This window comes from Candidatus Poriferisodalis sp. (genome assembly GCF_965208555.1).
In the GTDB taxonomy this organism is placed as follows: Bacteria; Actinomycetota; Acidimicrobiia; order Acidimicrobiales; family Poriferisodalaceae; genus Poriferisodalis.
The window spans coordinates 2413836-2434117 of the sequence record NZ_OZ242342.1 but is presented as its reverse complement, the minus strand read 5'-3'; the positions used below and the strand labels follow the sequence as shown (position 1 = coordinate 2434117).

At 67.4% G+C, this 20282-nt stretch carries 17 protein-coding genes; 6 read left to right on the top strand and 11 right to left on the bottom strand.

The window, feature by feature from the left end:
• Window positions 1–31 precede the first annotated feature (31 nt).
• On the bottom strand, window positions 32–1486 hold the full coding sequence (locus ACOGXE_RS11245; RefSeq protein WP_419931005.1) for a DUF222 domain-containing protein: 1455 nt from the start codon (window positions 1484–1486) through the stop codon (window positions 32–34).
• 120 nt (window positions 1487–1606) lie between these two features.
• Here ACOGXE_RS11245 and ACOGXE_RS11240 point away from each other — a divergent pair, with 120 nt between their 5' ends.
• Window positions 1607–2968: a hypothetical protein gene (locus ACOGXE_RS11240; protein ID WP_419931004.1), complete on the top strand. Its 1362-nt coding sequence runs from the start codon at window positions 1607–1609 to the stop codon at window positions 2966–2968.
• Here the strand turns inward: ACOGXE_RS11240 and ACOGXE_RS11235 are convergent.
• Genes ACOGXE_RS11235 through ACOGXE_RS11225 form a run of 3 tightly spaced genes read right to left on the bottom strand, consistent with a single transcriptional unit; the run spans window position 2962 to window position 5436 of the window.
• Complete coding sequence (locus ACOGXE_RS11235; protein WP_419931003.1) at window positions 2962–3765, bottom strand: HpcH/HpaI aldolase family protein; 804 nt, start codon at window positions 3763–3765, stop codon at window positions 2962–2964. The genes ACOGXE_RS11240 and ACOGXE_RS11235 overlap by 7 nt on opposite strands.
• 10 nt (window positions 3766–3775) lie before the next feature.
• Entirely contained in the window at window positions 3776–4084 is a 309-nt protein-coding gene (locus tag ACOGXE_RS11230) for an NIPSNAP family protein (protein ID WP_419931002.1), read from the bottom strand.
• A 53-nt stretch (window positions 4085–4137) separates the two neighbouring features.
• Complete coding sequence (locus tag ACOGXE_RS11225; RefSeq protein ID WP_419931001.1) at window positions 4138–5436, bottom strand: AMP-binding protein; 1299 nt, start codon at window positions 5434–5436, stop codon at window positions 4138–4140.
• Window positions 5437–5562: 126 nt separating this feature from the next.
• Between ACOGXE_RS11225 and ACOGXE_RS11220 the strand changes: the two genes are divergently transcribed.
• Both ACOGXE_RS11220 and ACOGXE_RS11215 read left to right on the top strand, forming a co-directional pair.
• Entirely contained in the window at window positions 5563–6705 is a 1143-nt protein-coding gene (locus ACOGXE_RS11220; RefSeq protein WP_419930999.1) for an LLM class flavin-dependent oxidoreductase, read from the top strand.
• A 16-nt stretch (window positions 6706–6721) separates the two neighbouring features.
• On the top strand, window positions 6722–7348 hold the full coding sequence (locus ACOGXE_RS11215; RefSeq protein ID WP_419930998.1) for a hypothetical protein: 627 nt from the start codon (window positions 6722–6724) through the stop codon (window positions 7346–7348).
• Between the two features lie 39 nt (window positions 7349–7387).
• Here the strand turns inward: ACOGXE_RS11215 and ACOGXE_RS11210 are convergent, their stop codons facing one another.
• The gene (locus ACOGXE_RS11210; RefSeq protein ID WP_419930997.1) at window positions 7388–8548 is read right to left on the bottom strand and encodes a pyridoxal phosphate-dependent aminotransferase; all 1161 of its coding nucleotides are present in this window, start codon (window positions 8546–8548) and stop codon (window positions 7388–7390) included.
• An 18-nt stretch (window positions 8549–8566) separates the two neighbouring features.
• Complete coding sequence (locus ACOGXE_RS11205; protein WP_419930996.1) at window positions 8567–10228, bottom strand: hypothetical protein; 1662 nt, start codon at window positions 10226–10228, stop codon at window positions 8567–8569.
• A 40-nt stretch (window positions 10229–10268) separates the two neighbouring features.
• On the opposite strand from ACOGXE_RS11205, the gene ACOGXE_RS11200 reads away from it, so the two are divergent.
• Together ACOGXE_RS11200 and gluQRS are read left to right on the top strand one after the other, a co-directional pair.
• On the top strand, window positions 10269–11480 hold the full coding sequence (locus tag ACOGXE_RS11200; protein WP_419930995.1) for a nitroreductase family protein: 1212 nt from the start codon (window positions 10269–10271) through the stop codon (window positions 11478–11480).
• Window positions 11477–12433: a tRNA glutamyl-Q(34) synthetase GluQRS gene (gluQRS, locus tag ACOGXE_RS11195; protein ID WP_419930994.1), complete on the top strand. Its 957-nt coding sequence runs from the start codon at window positions 11477–11479 to the stop codon at window positions 12431–12433. Before ACOGXE_RS11200 ends, gluQRS begins: the two co-directional genes overlap by 4 nt.
• Here the strand turns inward: gluQRS and ACOGXE_RS11190 are convergent.
• The 5 genes from ACOGXE_RS11190 to ACOGXE_RS11170 form a co-directional block, all read right to left on the bottom strand.
• Window positions 12402–14852: an FtsX-like permease family protein gene (locus ACOGXE_RS11190; RefSeq protein WP_419930993.1), complete on the bottom strand. Its 2451-nt coding sequence runs from the start codon at window positions 14850–14852 to the stop codon at window positions 12402–12404. The two genes, gluQRS and ACOGXE_RS11190, sit on opposite strands and share 32 nt — an antisense overlap.
• Window positions 14853–14861: 9 nt before the next feature.
• Window positions 14862–15563 (bottom strand): ABC transporter ATP-binding protein, encoded by a 702-nt coding sequence (locus ACOGXE_RS11185; protein ID WP_419930992.1) that lies wholly within the window; start codon window positions 15561–15563, stop codon window positions 14862–14864.
• Between the two features lie 84 nt (window positions 15564–15647).
• A complete protein-coding gene (locus ACOGXE_RS11180) occupies window positions 15648–17228 on the bottom strand; it encodes an acyl-CoA carboxylase subunit beta (RefSeq protein WP_419930991.1) in 1581 nt (526 codons plus the stop codon).
• A 47-nt stretch (window positions 17229–17275) separates the two neighbouring features.
• Window positions 17276–18127 (bottom strand): LLM class F420-dependent oxidoreductase, encoded by an 852-nt coding sequence (locus tag ACOGXE_RS11175; RefSeq protein ID WP_419930990.1) that lies wholly within the window; start codon window positions 18125–18127, stop codon window positions 17276–17278.
• A 108-nt stretch (window positions 18128–18235) separates the two neighbouring features.
• A complete protein-coding gene (locus ACOGXE_RS11170; protein WP_419863783.1) occupies window positions 18236–19348 on the bottom strand; it encodes an LLM class flavin-dependent oxidoreductase in 1113 nt (370 codons plus the stop codon).
• 189 nt (window positions 19349–19537) lie between these two features.
• Between ACOGXE_RS11170 and ACOGXE_RS11165 the strand changes: the two genes are divergently transcribed.
• Window positions 19538–20281: a helix-turn-helix domain-containing protein gene (locus ACOGXE_RS11165; RefSeq protein WP_419930989.1), complete on the top strand. Its 744-nt coding sequence runs from the start codon at window positions 19538–19540 to the stop codon at window positions 20279–20281.
• The last annotated feature ends 1 nt before the right edge of the window (window position 20282 follow it).

Here is a 20282-nt window from a genome sequence, read left to right as displayed (position 1 = left end):
GGGTTGGGCGCCGCGGCCCGTCTCGCTCGGTTTAGGGGCCGCGGGGTTGGCGGGTGGTTTGCTGCGGTCTGGTTGCCGGTTCGGGTTCGGTTGTTTGGGTGGTGGTCCAGGTGCCGTCGGGTTGGGGGACCATTGTGTGGCCGTGCTGGTGGAGATGATGGTGGTGCCGGTGGCACAGCAGCACCAAGTTGTTGAGGTTGGTGGGGCCGCCGTGGGTCCAGTGGTGGATGTGGTGGGCGTCGCAGCGTGAGGGCGGCTGGTTGCAGCCGGGCCATTGGCAGTGTTTGTCGCGTGCGATGAGCAGCCGTCGCAGTCTCGATGGCACGGTGCGGCTGGATCGGCCGACGTCGGCGGGTCCGCCGGGGCCGGCGAGGATCATGGGGATGATCTCGGCGTCGCAGGCGAGGCGTCGCACGATCTCGGGCGGCAGCTCGACCCCGGCGTCGGTGAGGCCCATGGCGTCGGTGCGGCCGCGCAGGGCGTCGAGCTCGATCAGGATGCTGATCTGCGCGGGCGGCAGCTTGCGCCCGATCGCTGCTTCGTCGCCCGCAGCGGGCTCGTGTGTCGGGAGGCGATCGCGTCGGCTGCGTGCGCGGAGCCGGTCGACTGCGGCGGTGTCGGTGAGGGTGATGCCCGCCAAGACGTAGGCGAGAACGTCGGCGTCGCGCTGGGCGGGGGTGCGGCGCCCGCTGCGGACCTGCTTGTCGTCGAGCCAGTACTGGCGACGCAGCGCCTCGAGATTGGCTTCGACCGCGGCGCCGACCTCGGGGTCGAGCTTGGCCCACAACCGCAGCATTCCTTCGTGGTCGCGCTGCCAGCCCGCGCTGCGAGCCTGACGCTGCCGCTCGAATCGCTCCATCGGGGTCTCGACTGAGTGGTCGGCCTCGGCCTGGCGCACCCGGCGGCGGGTGGCGTCGGTGTCCTCGCCCGCCGCGGCGGCCACCAGCTCGGCGCGCACCCCGTCAGGCACACGCGCGTCGCACAGTGCTTCGGCTTGGGAAGCGTTGATGCCGCCCTCCGACAGCGCCTCCAGCACCACGCCGTGCTCGCGGGCCTTCTCGGCACCGCGGACTATGCGGCGGGCGTCACGCTCGGACACCCCCGCCGCGTCGCGCAATGACAGGTGCGGTGCGGCATCGGGCGCCGCACCCGAGCGGCTCAACGCATCCAGCGCGCCCAGCACCTCGGCCCGGTAGCCCGCCAGCCGGTTCGCCACCCGCTCGATATCGCCCAGCACACCCAACAGCGCGTCGCGCCCCAACCCCGCCAGCGTCTCACCGCTCAACCGACACAGCAACAACGACGCCGACGGGTCGACAGTGGCGCCGCCCACGTTGGGGCTGCGGTCGGGGCCAACAGGGCCGCCGTCGGGAGCTGGATCGGTGGTGAAGAGCTCAGCGGACGCTTCTTCGGCAGCGCCGCGTTCAGCGCCCACAGCAATGCCCTCGCCAGCTCGCCGGGCCCCGCCAGAGCCGTTCCTCAACATGGGAACAACCGTACGAAGGGGGTGTCACACGAATGGCGCACGGCCCGCCCGTCAGCCGCCCAACCCGTCGCAGCGTGTGAGGCGACCGTCAGACGACCTCTTCTTCGTAACCTCGCCAAAATGAGTCGATCTGAACGAATTCAGGAGGAGTCGACGTCTCCCAGTCCCACTGCAGAAACCGCGGACCCCGACGACACCGACCGGATCAAACCTGAAGGAACTGAACTGGGCCTCGAGAACGTTGACAGCGGACGGGTCAAGAAGATCTCGGATTCCGCGCTTGCGGCCGGCAGGCAGGGCGGACGAGCCGTTGCCGCTGGCGCACGGTGGCTGCTCGACTCCACGTCTGAGCGGACAGCGCAACTGTTCGCCGCAGCCCAAGGACTGGTGGCAAGCGACCTGTCACCTCAGTTGAACGATCTGGTGCAAGCAGCCGTGAAGGGCAAGGCCACCATCTACGACAAGGCCATGGACGCCGAGTACCTCGCAACCCACATCGGCGGCGGATACCACCGCCTGTTCGATGGCGGTCACACCCTCTGGGGGGCGATCAAGGAGACTCACGGAGCGTCACAAGACGACACCCTCCTCCAGGAAGCACTCGGCGGGATGCAGGGCCTGCTTCGAGACGTGTCCACACCGAAGGGTCTGCCCCTGGCCAACTGGGACAAGTCCACGTACGACTCCGTTGCAGGCTCGCTCCAGTCAACCTTCGGCATACCCAAAGACTGGTTCTACGACCTGAATTCCTACGACGTCGGCGAACTGCTGGGCGGCACCGTCGGCGTGGTCTCGCTGATTTTCGGCTGGAACACTGCCGAGACCGAGTCATTCGCGAGCCTTGCAGCGGGCATGGGCATGTCGGCAGCCGTGAGCGCGAACCCACTACTGCTAGCGGTGTCGGTCGTCGCCTTCGGGCGCGCCTTCCACAAGGCGAACCATGCAGACGAGTACGTCGAGCTGGCTGAGGGCGGGCTCAAGGGCGCAATCGGCACCGGGGCCAGCCTGGGCGCCATTGCGCTCGTCGGCGTCGCTGGCGGTCCCGCTGGCGTTGCGCTGCTCGCGGGTGTCACCGCCGGAGTGCTCGCGCACGTCGCGACCGAAGACGTGACGTTGAATGCAGTCCACAGCTTCGTCAAGGAAGACGCGGCGACGGTGGTCCGCCAAGTCTCTCAACAGGCCATTGCCTTTGGCGATGTCATCGGGGACACGGCTGCTGCCGCAGGCCGTGGCGTCGTAAGCGGCACGGCGGCTGCGGGCAAGTTCGTCGCGAACTCAGCGTCGACCGCCGGGCGATTCACGGCCGAACAGGCAGTCGCCTCCGGAAAGGCAACGGCCGGAGCGGCGGCTGCAGCCGGAACAGCAACGGCCGATGCTGCGCGGGCTGCTGGCCGCGCTGGCGCAGCCGCGACCACGGCGGCGCGGCGAGCCAGGGCTCTCGTTGACCGCGACGATTCCGAAGATCCGGAGGTAGCTCAGTAGATCTTGGAGTCGGCTCCCGTGGTCGCCTCGCCCACACCGGACTCGCGGGCGGTGCGCAGGTCGCGGGCGATGCCGCGACCCAATGCCATGGCGTCGCCGGCGACGGTCTGCATGCGGTAGCCCTTGCCACGCCGATCGGCCGACAACGCCGCCGTCGAGTGGATGCCGGCCACCACGCCGTGAGCGGCACAGCGTTCAGCGATGTGCTCCAGCGCGGCCTTGTAGTCGGCATTGTCGTCGGTGTAGCCAGGGCCGTAGCCGTAGCTGATGGACAGATCGGCCGGCCCGACGTAGATCGCGTCAACGCCATCGATCGCCAAGATCTCATCGAGCGCCTCGACCGCCTGTCGGGTCTCGATCATGGGAATGCAGGCGGTGGTGTCGTTCGCCACCTCGAAGTAGTTCTCTCCCGCCGCAGCCCGGGCGGCCACCAATATCGGGCCGAAGCTGCGAGCACCCAGCGGCGGGTACTTGCATGCTGCAACTGCCGCCTGCGCTTCGGCGACCGAGTTCACCATCGGAATCACGACACCCCGAGCGCCGGCATCCAGCACTCGCCCGATGATGCCCGGCTCGTTCCACGGCACCCGCGCGATGGGTGTTCCGCCGCCCATCTCCACAGCCTGGATCATCTCCACAGCAACCTGATAGTCGGCCACGCCGTGCTGCATGTCCACGCAGACGTAGTCGAAGCCGGCACGCCCAGCGATCTCGGCCGAATGGCTGGAGGCCATCGACAGCCAGGTGCCCAGCGTCTCGCCCCCGGAGGCCCAAGTGTCCATCATCGTGTTCGGCATGACTGCGTGCTCAGGCCTCGAAGATGTCGCGCAGGATCGCGTTTTCCTGCGTCTCAACAAGCGGAGCGATCTCCTTCACGAACTCAAGCCACTCGGGGTCCTCGAAGAGCGCCTTGCGCTTTTGGGCCCTCTCCTCGAGCGTGTCGTAGCGCCACATGTGGATGATCTCGTTAATGCCGCCGAACTCGGTGGTGTAGTAGCCGACGGGCTCGCCCAGGAACTTGCGCTGCGCCTCGTAGCCCTTCTCGAAGTACACCTTGACCCAGTGCTCGGGTGCGCCCACCTTCAGTCGGTAGCGCCGCATCTCCACAAAGCTCATGACCGTCTCCTTCGAATCGGGGGCAGCCGCACCGTAGCGCGCAACCCCCTCGCTCAGCCCCGGAGGTCGCGGACTCGCTGCGCCTTGCCTTCCGAGCGCGGGATTCCTTCGGGCTCGACAGTGCGGACGTCGACGGCGATGCCGATGCGCTGGCGCACCGTGCCGACGAAGTCCGCAGCAATCGCCTCGTGGTCGCCGGTGTCGGGCTTGGGCTCCAGCACCGCCGTGATGCCCTCCATCCGGCCCTGGGAGTGCACCTCGAGGAAGAAATGACCGGTCAGCCTCGGATCTGCGGACACCAGCTCCTCGAACTGGCTCGGGAAGACATTGACGCCACGGATGATGAGCATGTCGTCGCTGCGTGCAGCGACCCGTCCCATGCGACGCATCGAACGAGCCGTGCCAGGTTGCAATGAGCAGATGTCGCGGGTGCGGTACCGGATGACCGGCATCGCCACCTTGGTCAGCGATGTGAACACCAGCTCGCCCGTGTCGCCTTCGGGCAGCACTTCGCCCGAGTCAGGGTCGATGACCTCGGGATAGAAGTGGTCCTCCCAGATCGTCGGCCCGTCCTTCGTCTCCACGCACTCGTTGGCGACACCGCCGCCGATGACCTCCGAGAGGCCGTAGATGTCGACGGCGTCGATGCCGAAGGCCTCCTCGAGCTCGGCCCGCATCGCCTCCGACCACGGTTCCGCGCCGAATATCCCCACCCGCAGCGACGTCGACGCCGGGTCGATGCCCTGGTTGCGGAACTCGTCGGCGACGACCAGCGCGTACGACGGCGTCGCGCACAGCACATCGGCGTCGAAGTCCACCAGCAGCTGCACCTGCCGGGCCGTCTGCCCGACCGAGGCCGGCACCACAGTGCACCCGTACTGCTCGGCCCCGTAATGCGCACCGAGCCCGCCGGTGAACAGCCCGTAGCCATAGGAGACATGAACCACATCGCCCGGCCGCACACCTGCCGCCATCAGCGAACGCCCGAACACGTGCGCCCACATGTCCAAGTCGGACTGCGTGTAGCCGACCACAGTCGGCTTCCCCGTGGTGCCCGACGAGGCATGCACTCGCAGCACCTGCTCCCGCGGCACGGCGAACATGCCGAAGGGGTAGTTCTCGCGCAGCTCGGTCTTGGACGTGAACGGGAAGCGCGCCAGGTCGTCGAGGGTGCGCAGATCGGACGGGTGGACGCCCGCCTCGTCGAACAGCTGCTGGTATGCGGGCACATGTGCGTAGGCGTGCGCCAGGCTCCATTTCAGCCGTTCGAGCTGGAGCGCTCGGATCTCCGGGATCGGGGCGTTCTCGATGGGATGCAGTCCCCGCCCTGCGGTGGGCTCGAACTTGGGCATCTGGCGGTTCCTCCCCACTCGGATGACGCTGGGTTGGCCGGTTCGGGAACCAGCCGGTTTCCTAGTGTTGCAGTCTGTGCGGCCGCTGCGACAAGAAGCGGTGAACCGAAAGGACCCCGAGTCCCGATGACCGACTTCCGTTTCACGATCCTCGTGGTGCCGTACATGCGCCGTCGCGGCGAGCAGATCGGCCTGGCCGGGTCGATGCCTGAGCGCTGGCAGACCCTCATGGATCACATCCGGACCCAGATGCAGTTCGCCGAGTCGGTCGGCTACGACGGCTTCGCCATGACCGAGCAGCACATGCAGGTGGAGGGCATCGAGACCACCACCAACCCGCTGTTCTGGGACTACTTCGTGGCCCAGCACACCGAGCGGATGCGGGTCGGCCAGCTCGGCATGAACCTCACCGCCGTGAATCCGATCCAGCTCGCCGAGAACATCGCCATGCTCGACCACTTCACCGGCGGGCGCACCTTCGTGGGCTTCACTCGCGGCAACACGCCCCGCTGGACCGGCACGTTCGGCCAGCACCTCGGCATCACCTCCACCGAGTCCGACAAGTCGGAGGCCGACCAGCGAAGCCGCCGGGCCCTGTATGAGAACTGGCACCTGGTGAAGTCGCTGTGGACCCAGGACAAGGTGTCGATCCAGGGCGAGTTCTGGCAGGCCCCGCCCGAGATGGAGTGGCACTTCCCGCCCACCGACGACTTCGACCCGACGGCAGTCGACGAGAACAAGACGCTGCGCGAGATCGGCATCGTGCCCCGACCGCTGCAGCAGCCGCACCCGCCGGTGTACGCGCCGTTCAGCTACAGCATGGAGACCTCGAAGTTCTGGGCCCGCGAGGGCGGCAAGATGGTCAGCTTCGTAGCCCCCGAGCGGCAGAGCTTCATCGGCACGGCGTTGGACATCTACCTGGAAGAAGCGCAGAACTCGGGGCGTGACACCACAGCGGCCGATGCGCTGGCGATCGGCGGCCACCTCACGATGGGCCGCACCCCAGCCGAGGCCGCGGACCTCTATGACGGCTTCGAGGAGCTGTTCAACTGGGCATACAACGCACCGCCCTACGTGGTGCCGATGGGGCGCGTGTGGCGAGGCAGCCGGGAAGAAGAACTCGACCACGTGTCCTCGCTGCACGAAGAGTTCGGCGTCACCGAGTTCTTCCTGTGGCATCACGTCGGCTACTTCACCCAGGACCAAGAACTGGCCATGCTCAACGAGTTCGCCGAAGGCGTCATCGCCCCCCTGCGAGCCCGCTCCTGAACTCGGCCTGCGAACAGTGACGCGCGCAACCGGCTGCAGCCGACTCAGCGGCGTCGCCGCCCTCGACGCCCGCCCCCACGCCGTCGCCGTGGCGATGGCATTCAAGGTGGCGCTGGCGCTGTGCTTCGTGGTGGCCATCGCGGTGCCGCTCGACCATCTCGAGGGCAAGGGAATGGCGTTTCGCTTCCCTCTGTTCATGCTGTCGGCGGTGGTGGTGCCGTTGGCATGGCGCGGACGGTTCCGGCCGTACCCGGCCACTGCCGACGTGCTCATCGTTGCCCCGTTCCTCATCGACACGCTCGGCAACCTGGCCTACGTCTACGACACGTTCGACGCCACCGACGACGTGCTGCACACGCTCAACTGGATCCTGCTCGTCGGGGCGTTCCACGCCTGGCGCTACCGCCGCGGCGGGAGCGCTGCGCGCCCCTCACGCAGAGATGCCTGGCTGCTCGGCGCCGGACTCGGAGCGCTGGCCATCGTGGGCTGGGAAGCGGCCGAGTGGATCGTGGCCGAGACCGGCGCGGGCGGCGGGCTCGACCTCACCTACGACGACACGGTTGCCGACCTCGTGCTGTCCACCGGCGGCGGCGTGATCGGCTCCGCGCTCGCCGTCACCCTCTTCCCGCAGCAGCCCCGATAGCTGGAACGGATCGGCCCCCCCGGCGCCGACTCGGCAGCGCTAGAGCGAGCGGAGGCGCTCGATGGCGGCGTCGAGGACGTCGTGCTGCTTGCAGAAGGCGAAGCGGACGAGGTGGCGGCCTTCGTCGACGTTGTCGTACATGACCACGTTGGGCACTGCCGCGACGCCGATTCGTTCTGGCAGGCACCAGCAGAACTCGACGCCGTCGTCGTGCCCGATCGACCGGATATCGGCAGTGATGAAGTAGGTGCCTGAGGGCTCGAATACCTCGAGGCCCGTCGAGCGAAGGCCCGCTGACAGGCGATCCCGCTTGGCGCGCAGGTCATCAGCCTGGCCGGTGAAGTAGTCGTCGCCCAGGTCCAGCCCGGCGGCAATCGCATGCTGAAACGGCCCACCGCTGACGTAGGTGAGCCATTGCTTGGCTGTGCGCACTGCCGCCACCAGCTCCGGACGGGCGCACACCCAGCCGATCTTCCAGCCGGTCACGGCGAAGGTCTTGCCGCCGCTGGAGATGGTGACGGTGCGGTCGGCCATGCCGGGCAGCGTGGCGATGGGGATGTGCTCGCCGTCGAACACCAAGTGCTCGTACACCTCGTCGGTCACCACGATGAGATCGCGCTCGACGGCCACTGCCGCAATGGCCTCCAACTCGGCCCGGCTGAACACCTTGCCGGTCGGGTTGTGCGGGCTGTTGAGCACCAGCATTCGGGTGCGCGGCGTCACCGCCGCCGCCAACTCGTCCGGATCGAACCCGTAATCCGGCGGGCGAAGCGTAACCACCTTGCGCACGGCGCCTGACATGGAGATCACAGCGCCGTACAGGTCGTACCACGGCTCGAACGTGAGCACATCGTCGCCGACCTCGGTCAGCGCCAAGATGCTCGCGGCCAGCGCCTCGCTCGCACCGGCCGTGATGAGCACTTCGCTGTCCGGGTCGACATCCATGTCCCAGAAGCGCTTCTGGTGCCGGGCGACTGCCTGCCGCAATTCCGGAATGCCGATGCCAGGCGGGTACTGGTTCGCGGTACCGCTGCGTATCGCTGCGACCGCTGCTTCGAGCACTTCGGTGGGCCCGTCGGTGTCGGGGAAGCCCTGGCCGAGATTGATGGCACCGGTCCGCACCGCCAGCGCCGACATCTCAGCGAAGATCGTCGACTGGTAGCCCTGCAGGCGCGAACTCAAGTACGGCAGCCGTGCCATGTCGCGGAGGCTAGGCGGCTACTGGTACGAGACGAACAACGGCGACGGTGTCTGGGCGAGTACTTGTTCTGCCGTGGGTGTGGGGAAGTCCTCGTCGTAGAAGTTCTTCCAGCCCCAGTAGAAGCGGTGGGCGTCCGGCTCGCCGGTCAACGCATTCCAGGTGCTGAATTTCGTGTTGATCGGGCCCTGCCCGTCCATGTGGATCATCACCGCGAGTTCCGCTGGGGTCTCGACGAGCTCGCGGTTGGTGATCATCGAGAAGCGGAACTGGTGCAGAATCAGCAGCTTCTGCGGCAGTGCCTCCTCACGGACGAGGCCGGCCAGCCACCGGACCACCTGGTTGACCTCTGCAGCATCGACCGTGCCGATCTGCTGCAGATGCACCTCGCCGGGCCGCAGACGCCATTCGGGGTCGAGCGCTAGCCCCACATGCGGGAGTCGCAGGAATTCCTCATAGTGCTTGGCCTGCGTCAGAAAATCGGTCCGCCCTGACTGCAGGTCCAGCACTACGTACATGTCGTTGGCGGCCGCCGCCTCGATCCACGGCCTGATGTCGTCGAGAGCGGTCTCGTTGGAGTAGTCGCCGTCGCGGCCGGCCCTGGCTGACGCAACGGTGGCGATGATCTCGAAGGCGAGCACCACGTCCGCTCCGTCGGCGTCATAGCCCTGCGCGATGGAGGCCAGGCGCGCCACCCCTTCGGACGGATCCTGCTCTCCCAGCACACCGAGCTGCGATGTCGCCGGGTGGCCGTACATGGCCACCAGGCGGCGAGCGCGGCCGGGCTCGAACATGAGCAGGCCGCCGCCGGGCACTTCGTCGCCGCGGCGGATGACCTCCAGCTGCCACGCAGCATCGGGGCCGAGGTCCGCGTGCAGCTCGACAAGCGCAGCGTCGCGCAGCATCTCGCGTTCTGCTTCAGGCAGAGCCCGCAGATCCTCGCCCGCCGCCACGGGCACCGCCGCTGCGTGGACTTGCCTCCCGATGGCACCGAGCACCGCAGCCCGCTCGGTGCCGCTGACAATCCACACACGCTGGTGGGGCGCCTCTCGATGCGGCAGCGCTGCGGTTGGGTTGACGGGAACCCACTCGACCTCGAAGCCGGCAAGCCGTTGAGCGAGACGCTGCTCATTGAGACCCGCCGCCACGATCCGTTCCGGGGCGAGACGCTGTAACTCTGCCATCGGCACTGCGGTCATCGGCTCGGCTGCCGACCACGACTCGATCAGCAGCAGCGGTCCGCGAATCCCGCGCGCGGTCAGCGTGAGAATCGCCTCTGCGTCGTCGGCGAACGCCAAACCGATCTCGTCGGCACAGTCGTAGAGCGCGCGCGATATCTGGACGCTTGCGAGCACTGCATCTGCGGTGTCGATCGCCAAGTCGTTCGCCGCGTCCTGCGGCGAGCAGTCGCGAACCGTCGCAGCAGGCGCGAGCGGCTCGGAAGTCGCCGACGCCGCAGGAGCCGCGGTCTCGGCAGCCGCGCCGGCATCCGCTCGGGCCGAAGCGGCAGGTTCGGCTGTCTCCTGCGTCTCCCAACTGCTCGGCAGGCACCCGTACGCGAGCACGGCGAGGACGACGGTGGCGAGCACCGCGCCGGCGGTAATCGGCCGGGAGCCGTGCTGGCTGGCCGGCTTGGGATAGCCGATCGATGCACACTCGGCAGCCCGCAGAGGTCCCGTCACGTCCGGAGAAACTATTGAGCGAGACGGCAATACTGGCGGCATGCCGACACCAGAGCTGAACCCCCATGTGCCCGCCCGCTATGACACCACCGCTGTCGACCTCGCGTCGGTCGACGGCGTGCTGTCCACCACCCGCTCGGTGCGGCTGCGGCTGGACCTCGAGCGTGAGGTCCCGCACGACCTGGTGCTCGACTGCATTGACGTGGCCGAGCAAGGACCCGGCGGCGGCAACCAGGCCAGCCGACGGTGGCTGCTGATCCGCGACCCAGCCCAGCGGCAGGCGATCGGCGACATGTACCACTCGGTCGTTGGCGCATTCATGCAGCGAGGGCGCGATGCGACTGCGGGCACCGGGCACCCGATGGAGCAGGTGATGAAGTCGGCGTTCCACCTCGCGGAGCATCTGGCCGACGTGCCGGTCATTGTCATTCCCTGCGTGTGGGGAGTTCACGACAACAGCGGCAAGCCAGGCCTGTTCGACTCGGTGCTGCAGTCGGCCTGGAGCTTCTGCCTCGCGGCTCGTGCCCGAGGCCTGGCCACGGCCTGGACCACGGCCATTCTCAACAAGGAAGACGAACTGCGCGAGGTGCTCGGCATCCCAGAAGGGGTCACGCCAGTGGCACTGCTGCCGCTGGCCTATGCGAAGGGCACCGAGTTCGGCTCGGTGCCTCGCCGGCGCGCCAATGAGATCGCCTACGTGGACGGCTGGGGTCGCACCTGGGAGGCCCGTGGCGAAGAATCGGCGGCCCGATCACTGGGCGAGGGCCCTGGTGCCACCGTGGAGATCGATATCGACGCACCCGCCGAACGCGTGTGGGAGATCGTCAGCGACATCAATGCCGGCGCTGACTTCTCCGAAGAATTCGTGCGCGCCGAGTGGGCGCCCGGCTATGACGGTCCCGCACAAGGCGCCAAATTCATCGGCCACAACCAGCATCCCGCCATCGGCGAATGGAACATCGATCTCACCGTCACCGAGTACGAGCCGAATGTCCTCTTCGGCTGGGCAACGGGCGAGACCGAAGAGGTTGCCGGCGCCCGCTGGCGCTACGAGATCGACGTGTTGCACGGCCAGCGCTGCCGCCTGCGCCACACGGTGCGCATCGGTCCGGGCGAGTCCGGCCTCACGATGGCCATCACGGCGATGCCCGACAAGGAGCCTCGCATCCTGTCCCGCCGCCAGGACGAGCATCTGGCGAATATGACGCGCTGCATCGAGGGCATCAAGGCACTCGCCGAGGGCAGCATTTGAGTTCAGCCCAAACGACTGGCCGCTGGGCTCCGAGCCCCACCGGCGACCTGCATCTGGGAAATCTGCGGACCGCGCTGCTGGCGTGGCTGTTTGCCCGTTCGGCCGGCGGACGGTTCCTGTGGCGATTCGAGGATCTCGACGGTGCCGTGCGATCCCAGTTCTATGAATCGCAGCTGCGCGACGTAGCTGCGCTCGGCCTCGACTGGGACGGAGAACCGGTCCGCCAGAGCGACCGCTTGGACCTGTTCCGCGACGCCATTGCGAACCTGCGCGAGCGCGATCTCACCTACGAGTGCTTCTGCACCCGGCGCGAGATCGCCGAAGCCGCAGCTGCCCCGCACGGACCCTCACCCGAGGGTGCGTACCCGGGCACCTGCCGGCAGCTGTCGCGTGTCGAGCGCGAACAGAAGCGTGCGAGTGGTCGACCCCCAGCGCTTCGGCTGCGGGCCGGTGCCGACGGCGTCGGGCCTACGGAGCTGACCGTCACCGACCGCCAGTTCGGCGACTACACGGGCATCGTCGACGATTTCGTGCTCCAACGCGGCGACGGCACCCCCGCCTACAACCTCGCAGTGGTCGTGGACGATGCCGCCCAAGGCATCACCGAGGTCGTGCGCGGCGACGACCTGCTGCCGTCAACCCCACGCCAGGCACATCTGGCCGGCCTGCTCGGACTCCACGCTCCCTCTTACGCCCACGTCCCGCTCGTGCTCGGCCCCAAGGGCCGCCGCCTCGCCAAGAGAGACGGCGCTGTCACGCTGCGCGACCGGCTCGCTCTCGGCGAGAGTCCGGTTGACGTGCTCAACCTGCTGCTGTCAAGCCTCGGATTCGAACGCGTGGAGTCCGTCGAGGACCTTGACATGGTCGGCCAGCACTTCGATCCGGCATCGCTCCCACGACAACCTTGGGTCTACGAGCCCCCTACTCCATCACCCGCAGCTGCCCAGGGATGAACATGTTCTTCAGCTTGCGCCCAGGGAACACCGGCGCCAACGCGATGGCAGCCAATGCCAACACGAACGACAGCGCCATCTCCCACCAGCTCACCGACACGATCATGCCGATGTCGGGAATCGCCGCCGGCATCTGGAACAGCGCCATCCACAGCAATATGGCGTAACCGAACAGGCCGCCGAGCACCACCGCAACGACGCCCAGCAGCAGTCCCTCCACCGAGAGATTCGCGATCACCCGTCGCACGGGAATCCCGTAGGCGAACATCGTCGCATGGTCCCGGGAGCGCTCGTCCACGCTGATGTTGGCGGTGTTGAACGCGATCAGCATCACGAGGAAGATCACGAAGATCCGCGTGATGAAGAACACGCCCTGGGATTGCTGCAGCGAATCCTCCAAGGACTGGAAGGTCTCGCCCAGGCCCTGCACCAAGGACACGCCCGTGCCGCTGCCGAACAGCGATCGCTTCACGTCGTTGAGGCTGCTGCCGTCAGCCGGCACACCGGTCACGATGTTGGCGAGACCGCCGAAGCCCCACGTCGAGGTCTGCGAGAGATCCATGTAGGCGTTGAGCCGCAACGGATGCGGATGGATCGCATCCACCGGCAGTATGCGAGTGCTGTGGGTGAACGCTCCGTCGACGAGCGCTGGATGCGTCACGACGACGTCGTCGCCGATCCCCACGCCGAGGTCGCGGGCGGCCTTGTCGGCGAGCACGATGCCGGGCGCTCCCCGAGACAGCGAGCCCTGCGTCGCGGTCGGCGTCCACACGGTGCTGCCGAAGTCGACAAAGCGGACTGCGAGGTCGAGCTGGACGGTTTCGTCGACGCTTCCGTCCGGCTCGGCAGCGGTGACATTGGCTCCCAGCACCATGGCCGCCTCGCCGGATTGCACCGTCGGATTGGCGAGCACGTCTTGGACCTGTGGTGAGTTCACCGGGTAGAGGGAGTCCATCTGCACGGTGAAGCGGTCGGGCTCGCCGCCGAGCAGTTCTTCGTTGCCGTCGTCGAGCGTGGTCGTGAACGTGCTGCCCAGCCCCAGCATGGCGAACATGATCGCAAGACTCATGGTGAAGGTCAGCAGCGTCAGGAAGGTCCGGCGGGGGGCCCTCATCAGGTTGCGGAACGGCATTCGCTCAAGGCTGCGGCCGGGCAAGGGGATGCGGCTGATGATGGGCCCGAGGCTCCCGCCCCGCGATGACAGGTGGCTCGAGCGGATCGCGTCGACTGGCTTCACGCGGACGGCGCGCACGACGGGCCAGAGCACGGCAAGCACCGGCACGGCGAACCCGAGCGCCATGGCCTGCCCGTAGATCCCAGCTTGGAAGGGCTGCTCGAAGATCGGCAGCCACGCGACTTCCTGCACGACGCTCACCGTCTGCAACGCAATGGCGTAGCCGACGATGACGCCCAGGATCATGCCGATGATGCCGATCTGCAGGCCGATCAGCAACGGCCGGATGACGATCGACCGGGGACGCTCCCCGACCGCCATGGAATTGCCGATTTCCCGGCGCTGCGCTTCGACCATGCGCGCGGAGAAGTTCAGCGCAGCGAATGCTGCTCCCACGAAGAGCAAGAGCGAGATGGCGTTGTAGATGCCCTGATCGATCTCGGGTGAGCCGGTCAAGCCGATGTACGATGGCGTGGCCTCGCGGGTGAGGACATCGAGCAGCACACCGTCCTGCGATGCTGCGGTTTCGATGAGCTGCTCGGTCACCGCCGCAGCATCGGCACCGGGCTCCAGGGTCATCACGAGATCGTTGACGGCACCGGTGCGGCCCGAGATGTCCTGCGCGGCAGCCAGCGGAGCGAACAGCACGGCGAGGTTGGATTTGCCGAGCGACCCGTTCCCCTCGATGATCAGGAAGAATTCGGGTGACACGGCAGCGCCGACGTAATCCACGTCGATATCGCCGCCGACAGTCAGCGTGCCGTTCGTCGGCAGGTCCCAGAAAGTGGCGAAGCTCCGGGTGACCAGCACCTGCGGTGTTGCGGTTCCCGACGCCGGACGGGCAGCGTCGTCGATCAGGTAGACGTCGTTGACCACGGATTCGCTTCCCGAGACGTCCATGCCCACGATGCGCCCATGCACCAGCAATTCCTCGCCGTCGGCGACGGTTTCGACCTGGGTGTCGAACAGGAGGCGTTCGTTGTAGCGGTCGATGCCGTCGATCTCGCTCGCAATGCGGGCGAGCGAGCCGGCAGGCACGTCGCCGCCCTCGCTGACCGTGGCCCGCAGGTCGTACATGCTGGTGGCCTCGAGGCTCTTGTCAATGGAGACGAGGCGCCACTGCGTGACGCTCGAGAGCCCTGCGTACAGCCCGATGCCGATCGCGAGCGTGAAGCCGATAGCGACTATCTGGATCCAGCGTCTACGCGCGTCCCGCAGCGACCACCGCAGCCGGAGGAGCTTCATGCCCGGGGCCTACCAGCGCAGCTCGGACAGCGGGGTCTTGCCGCCCTCTGGCGGACCGTCACTGATGATTTCCCCGCTGCTCATCTCCACGACGCGATCGGCCATCCGGGAGATCTCGCGGTTGTGCGTCACCACCAGCACTGCCCTGTCCTGGTTCGCCTGCTCGGCGAGCAATTCGAGAATCTGGGCGCCGGTCTTGAAGTCGAGCTCGCCCGTGGGCTCGTCCGCGAGCAGCACCGGGTTGCCGGTGGCCAGTGCTCGAGCGATCGCCACCCGTTGCTGCTCGCCGCCCGAGAGCTCATGCGGAAAGTGCCCCAGGCGGTGGCCGAGACCGACGGAGTCGAGGATGTCGGCGGGACTGGCCGAACCGTTCTTGCCGGAGACGTCCATGCCGAACTCGACGTTCTCGGTTGCCGTCAGGCCGGGGAAGAGGTTGAAGCTCTGGAAGATGAAGCTGACCGTCTCACGCCGCAGCGCAAAGAGCTCGCTGCGGCTTGCTGTGGTGAGGTCGCGTCCCCCGACGACCACCTTGCCGGATGACGGCACGTCGAGGGCACCGATGATGTTGAGCGTCGTGGTTTTGCCGCTGCCAGATGCACCGAGGACGACCACGAACTCGCCGGTGTCGACATGCAGGTCAATGCCGGCCAGCGCTGTCACCAGCACGGGACCGACTTCATAGTGCTTGGTGACGCCTTCGAGATCGATCACGGCTCAGAACTCCTCGTCCACCAAGAAGACCGACTGCGCTGACCCTACGCGCATCTCGAAGTCTCCTGCGCGCATTGGATGCCGTCAGCAGCTCGGCCAGTAGCTGAGCGGCCGCTGCTCGGGCGGCGGCACCGAGCGGTTGGCCAGCATCCGGATGTCGGAGATGAGCACGCGGCGGGTGTCGGCAGGGTCGATCATCTCGTCGATGCGCATGGTGCCTGCCGCCTCGTAGGGGTTGGTGGCCTCGGCGACTTCCGCCACGAGCTTGAGGCGCTCGGCCTCACGCTCGTCGGCATCAGCGATCCGACCCAGCCTCGAGCCGAATGCCACGTTGACGCCGACCTCGGGATCCATGAAACCGATCTCAGCGCCGGGCCAGCAGTAGATGCCATGGCTCGGCATGCGGGAGCCGTTCATGGCCTGCCACGCCATCCCGAATGCCTTGCGCAGGCACACGGTCAGCGTCGGCGCGGACGCGTTCTGCAGCGCGTGCATCATGCGGATGCCCCAGTGCAGCATCAGGTCGTGCTCGACGCGCTTGCCCACCATGAATCCGGGCACGTCCACGAGGAAGACCATCGGGATGTTGTACGAATCGCATACGGTCGCAAGCCGGATGACCTTGTGGCAGGCCTGCGGGTCGAGCGTGCCAGCGGAGAACATCGGATTGTTGGCGATGACGCCCACCGGGTAGCCGTCAAGACGGGCCAGCGCGCAGACGACGTTGCGGGCGTAGTTCGGCTGCATCTCGAAGACCGACCCCGGGTCGCAGATGCGGGCCACCACCCGCCGCATGTCGTAACCCCGGGTGCGGCGAGCCGGCACCATCTTGCCGAGCTCGGGGTCGGGACCGTCATCGCCGCATGGTTCGGCGCGCGGTGCCGGCTCCCAGGCGTTCGTCGGCATGAACGACAGCCATCGCCGGATGGCCGCGTACCCCTCCTCGTCGGTGTCGACGCCGAGGTCGATCTGCCCGGTGATGCGGGAGTGCACGTCCACGCCGCCCACGTCCTCGAATGAGATCACCTCGCCAGTGGCGATCTCGAAGACCTTCGGCGAGGTGACTGCCAGGCACGAGCCGCGCACCATGACGACGTAGTCGCTCATGGCCGACAGGAACGACGAGCCGCCGAAGGACTGGCCGCAGATCATGGTGGCCATCGGCACGCGGTGACGTCGCTGCGCCATCTCGAACATGGCGCCCGGCTCGGAGATTCCCTCCGAGCCCATCAGGTCGGGAATGCGGCCGCCGCCCGTCTCTCCGAAGTGCACGATGGGAATGCCCATGGTGAGTGCGCGGTCGTACAGGCGGGACTCCTTGCGGGTTCCGACAATCGCGCTCGATCCGCGCAGCACGGTGATGTCGTCGCCGAAGACCGTCACGGGGCGCCCGTCGACTTCGCCGTGGCCGCCGACCTTGCCGTCTCCGGGGGTGATGTCGCGCATCTCCGGCCGGATCGAGCGGCTGAACGTGCCGATCTCGCGGAACGAGCCGGGGTCCAGCAGGGCGTCGATGTGCTGGCGGATCGTCTTGTCGCCCTCTGTGTTCATGGCGCGTACTTTCGATGCGCCGCCCATGTCTCGCCGGATGACGTCCGCTCGAGCGTGCAGGTCGGCCGCGCGCTCCTCGTTGCTGATTGCGTCGCCGTCGCCGTACTCAGCCATCGCTCGCCTCCCTTGATTCGAGTCCAGCGGGATGTGCTCGCGAGATCTCAGGCATCGGCATAGTCCGCCAGGATCTGCCCGTACGTCTCGCCGAGCTGGGGCGGCCGCCGCCCCGGCACCATCACCTGGCTGACGCCGAGCTCGACCAGCTGATCAAGGTGGGCACGGTCGGTGGCGCCGGTCGTCCACATCTCCACTGCGTCGGGGTCGCGTCCCGCAGCCTCGGCATACCGGCGGGCGGACTCGAATAGTTCCGCCAGCACCTCTGCCGGCCGTTCGGCCGGGAAGAACACATCGCCGAGCTCGCCGGCGCGCCGCGCTGCGCGGTCACTGTGGCCGCCGACCAAGATGGGCACCGGCTGCTGGATCGGCTTGGGCTGGGAGTACACCGGGTCGAAATCCACGAACTCGCCGTGGAACTCGGCTTCGTCTTCGGTCCACAGCACCCGCAGCGCTTCGATGTACTCGTCGGTGCGGGCACCCCGGCGGTCGAACGGCACGCCCAGCGCATCGAATTCCTCACGCAGCCAGCCCACGCCGATGCCGAAGTCGAAGCGTCCGCCGCACAAGCGGTCCAGCGAAGCGATCTCCTTCGCCAAAATCAGCGGATTGCGCTGGGGCAGGATGAGAATGCCGGTCGCCAGCCGGATGCGTGTCGTCACAGCCGCCGCGTATGTCAGCCAGATGAGGGGATCGGAGTGGTCGAGCTGGCTGGCGCCCTTGAAGAGCCGGCCGCCCTCGTCATAGGGATAGGTCGAGCTGTACGACTTCGGCACCACCACGTGCTCGATCGCCCACAGCGAGTCGAAGCCGACTTCTTCTGCAGTCTGGGCTGTTTCGCGTGCGGCAGCGCCATCGACGTTGCCCATCAAGTTCGCCGAGATCAGGCCGAATCTCATGCACTGTCCCCCGTTCGCTGCGCCCGGGTGGCGCGGCGGCGAACATCATGGCCGATCAGCGCCGCCCATTCCTGCGGGCGTGCGGGCACTCAGGCCCGCCTGGGTCTGCTAGGCGGCAGCCGTGGCGAGTTCGGTGGCTGCGAGGCCGACGGGCGGGGTGTCCCATTCCTTGAGCACGGGCAGCACCTCGGTGGCGAACAGGTCGCGATTGCGGCGGGCCTCGGTCCAGGTCATGCCGGCAAAGCTCAGATTCGGGAAGAAGGCCGCCATGTCGATCTTGTCCCTGATGACCTGGATCTTCTCGAGCACCTGATCTGGAGTGCCGAACGGCATCAGGCGGGCAAAATCCTCGGCGGCGCCACGCGCTCCGTGACGATCGATGTACTTGGAGATGCCCTCGTAGAACTCGTAGCCCTTGACGCCCTCGTGCGGCCGCTTGGGGCCGAACTCGTAGTGCTTCATGACCGTGCCGTAGTAGTTGCAGATGTGCTCCATCGCCTTCTCCTCGGCCCGATCGGCTTTGGTGTCAACGAAGCAGAACCCGCCCGACAGCGGCGGGGGCGGCGGTGCGGTGTGGTGCTTGACCCACTCGCCGTGATAGGCGGCGAAGTCGGCCTCGACGATCTCCCACGGCTTCTGGGGGATCACCAGCAGGCCGATGCCGAGCTGTGCCATGAGCGGCATGCCCTCGGGCGACACCGCGGCGGCGTAGGTGCGGCCCTTGAAGGAGTGCTCGGGCCGGGGACGGATCTCGCGACGGGGCTGTTGCACGAAGTCGCCGTCGTGCTCCACGTATCCCTGCTCGAGACCCTCGATGAGCATCTTGGCGTACTCCAGGAATCGCTCCCGGCTGGAGTTCATGTCCACCCGGAAGCCCTCGTATTCGATCCGCGCCAGGCCGCGCCCGATTCCCAGGATGAGCCGGCCGTCGGAGAGGTTGTCCAGCACGGTCACCTGCTCGGCGACGCGCATCGGGTCGTGCCACGGCAGCACGATCACCGCGGTGCCGAGCTGCAGGTTCGTCTTGCCGGCCACCCACGTCAGGAATTGCACCGGGTCGGGACACATCGTGTAGTCGGTGAAATGGTGCTCCACCGTCCAGATCGAGTCGAAGCCGAGATCCTCGGCTTCCTCGACCATGCGGATCTCCTGCTCCCAGACCTCGCGGTCTGAGAGTGCGTTCTCCGGATTCTGGAAGACGGCCGAGTAACCGACGTGCATGACGTGCCCCCTGGGTCCGGCCGCCGATGTCGGGGCCAAAATCTAATGTTAGGCAGATTCTCGATCGGCCGCGGCCGTCGGCACTGCAGCCTGCGCGGGCATCGCCGGGCGGACGGCCACCGCCAGCCCATGCACGACCGGAGGCCGGGCGGTTAGCGTCAAGCCGGCTCGGATCAGGAGAAATCGGTCATGGAGACGACGGCGGTAGCGCGCAGCATGCGCGGCTCAGTGGGAATGCTGGCGATGGACTGGCTGATGGACCCCAGCACGCTGGAGAAGGCTGCGCAGCGCGGCATGGCAGAGGGCCTGGGCGCATACGCAACCGGCCGGCTGGGCGTGCTCGGCGAGTGTCCCGTCGACAACGTGGTCGCAGCAGCGTTCTTCTGGAATCCCGACACCATGCGCTCGGCGGCCGAAGCGGGCCGTGCGGTCATGAGTCCGTCGCAGGGGGCGCTGATCTGGGCGGACATCTGCACCGAGTACGGCGAGAAGCGGCTCGCCGGGATGGAAGGCGCCGAGCGTTTAGGCGAACTGCTGGAGCGGGTTGTGGATGCCGCAGTCCCCCAGGGTGCGCCGACCTTCGTCGGCTGGCGGGACATGCCCCGGCCTGACGAGCCCGGTGCCGCACATGCGTTCTTCATGGCGCAGTGCATGCGCGAGCTGCGCTTCGGCCGGCACGCCGTCGCCGTCCAAGCGCTGGGCATGGGTCCCCTGGAGGCGATCCTGTCAGGCCCCGCGGGTGAGTGGAACGCCGAATTCTTCGGCTGGCCCAAGCCCTATCCCGATGTCAGCCACCTTGCCGACGCCCGCGACGAGGTCGAGTCGCTCACCGACAAGCTGCACGCACCCGACTTCGAGTGCCTCACGCCCGATGAGCGCGCCGAGGTGCGCGAGCTGGCAAAGGCCGCTCGCTTTCACAACCCCGACGAGTAGC

What these genes read in the sequence shown, in the direction of transcription:
- ACOGXE_RS11245 (WP_419931005.1), bottom strand. Translation starts at nt 1,486, where the DNA reads ATGTTGAGGAACGGCTCTGGCGGGGCCCGGCGAGCTGGCGAGGGCATT.
- ACOGXE_RS11240 (WP_419931004.1), top strand. Translation starts at nt 1,607, where the DNA reads ATGAGTCGATCTGAACGAATTCAGGAGGAGTCGACGTCTCCCAGTCCC.
- ACOGXE_RS11235 (WP_419931003.1), bottom strand. Translation starts at nt 3,765, where the DNA reads ATGCCGAACACGATGATGGACACTTGGGCCTCCGGGGGCGAGACGCTG.
- ACOGXE_RS11230 (WP_419931002.1), bottom strand. Translation starts at nt 4,084, where the DNA reads ATGAGCTTTGTGGAGATGCGGCGCTACCGACTGAAGGTGGGCGCACCC.
- ACOGXE_RS11225 (WP_419931001.1), bottom strand. Translation starts at nt 5,436, where the DNA reads ATGCCCAAGTTCGAGCCCACCGCAGGGCGGGGACTGCATCCCATCGAG.
- ACOGXE_RS11220 (WP_419930999.1), top strand. Translation starts at nt 5,563, where the DNA reads ATGACCGACTTCCGTTTCACGATCCTCGTGGTGCCGTACATGCGCCGT.
- ACOGXE_RS11210 (WP_419930997.1), bottom strand. Translation starts at nt 8,548, where the DNA reads ATGGCACGGCTGCCGTACTTGAGTTCGCGCCTGCAGGGCTACCAGTCG.
- ACOGXE_RS11200 (WP_419930995.1), top strand. Translation starts at nt 10,269, where the DNA reads ATGCCGACACCAGAGCTGAACCCCCATGTGCCCGCCCGCTATGACACC.
- ACOGXE_RS11190 (WP_419930993.1), bottom strand. Translation starts at nt 14,852, where the DNA reads ATGAAGCTCCTCCGGCTGCGGTGGTCGCTGCGGGACGCGCGTAGACGC.
- ACOGXE_RS11180 (WP_419930991.1), bottom strand. Translation starts at nt 17,228, where the DNA reads ATGGCTGAGTACGGCGACGGCGACGCAATCAGCAACGAGGAGCGCGCG.
- ACOGXE_RS11175 (WP_419930990.1), bottom strand. Translation starts at nt 18,127, where the DNA reads ATGAGATTCGGCCTGATCTCGGCGAACTTGATGGGCAACGTCGATGGC.
- ACOGXE_RS11170 (WP_419863783.1), bottom strand. Translation starts at nt 19,348, where the DNA reads ATGCACGTCGGTTACTCGGCCGTCTTCCAGAATCCGGAGAACGCACTC.
- ACOGXE_RS11165 (WP_419930989.1), top strand. Translation starts at nt 19,538, where the DNA reads ATGGAGACGACGGCGGTAGCGCGCAGCATGCGCGGCTCAGTGGGAATG.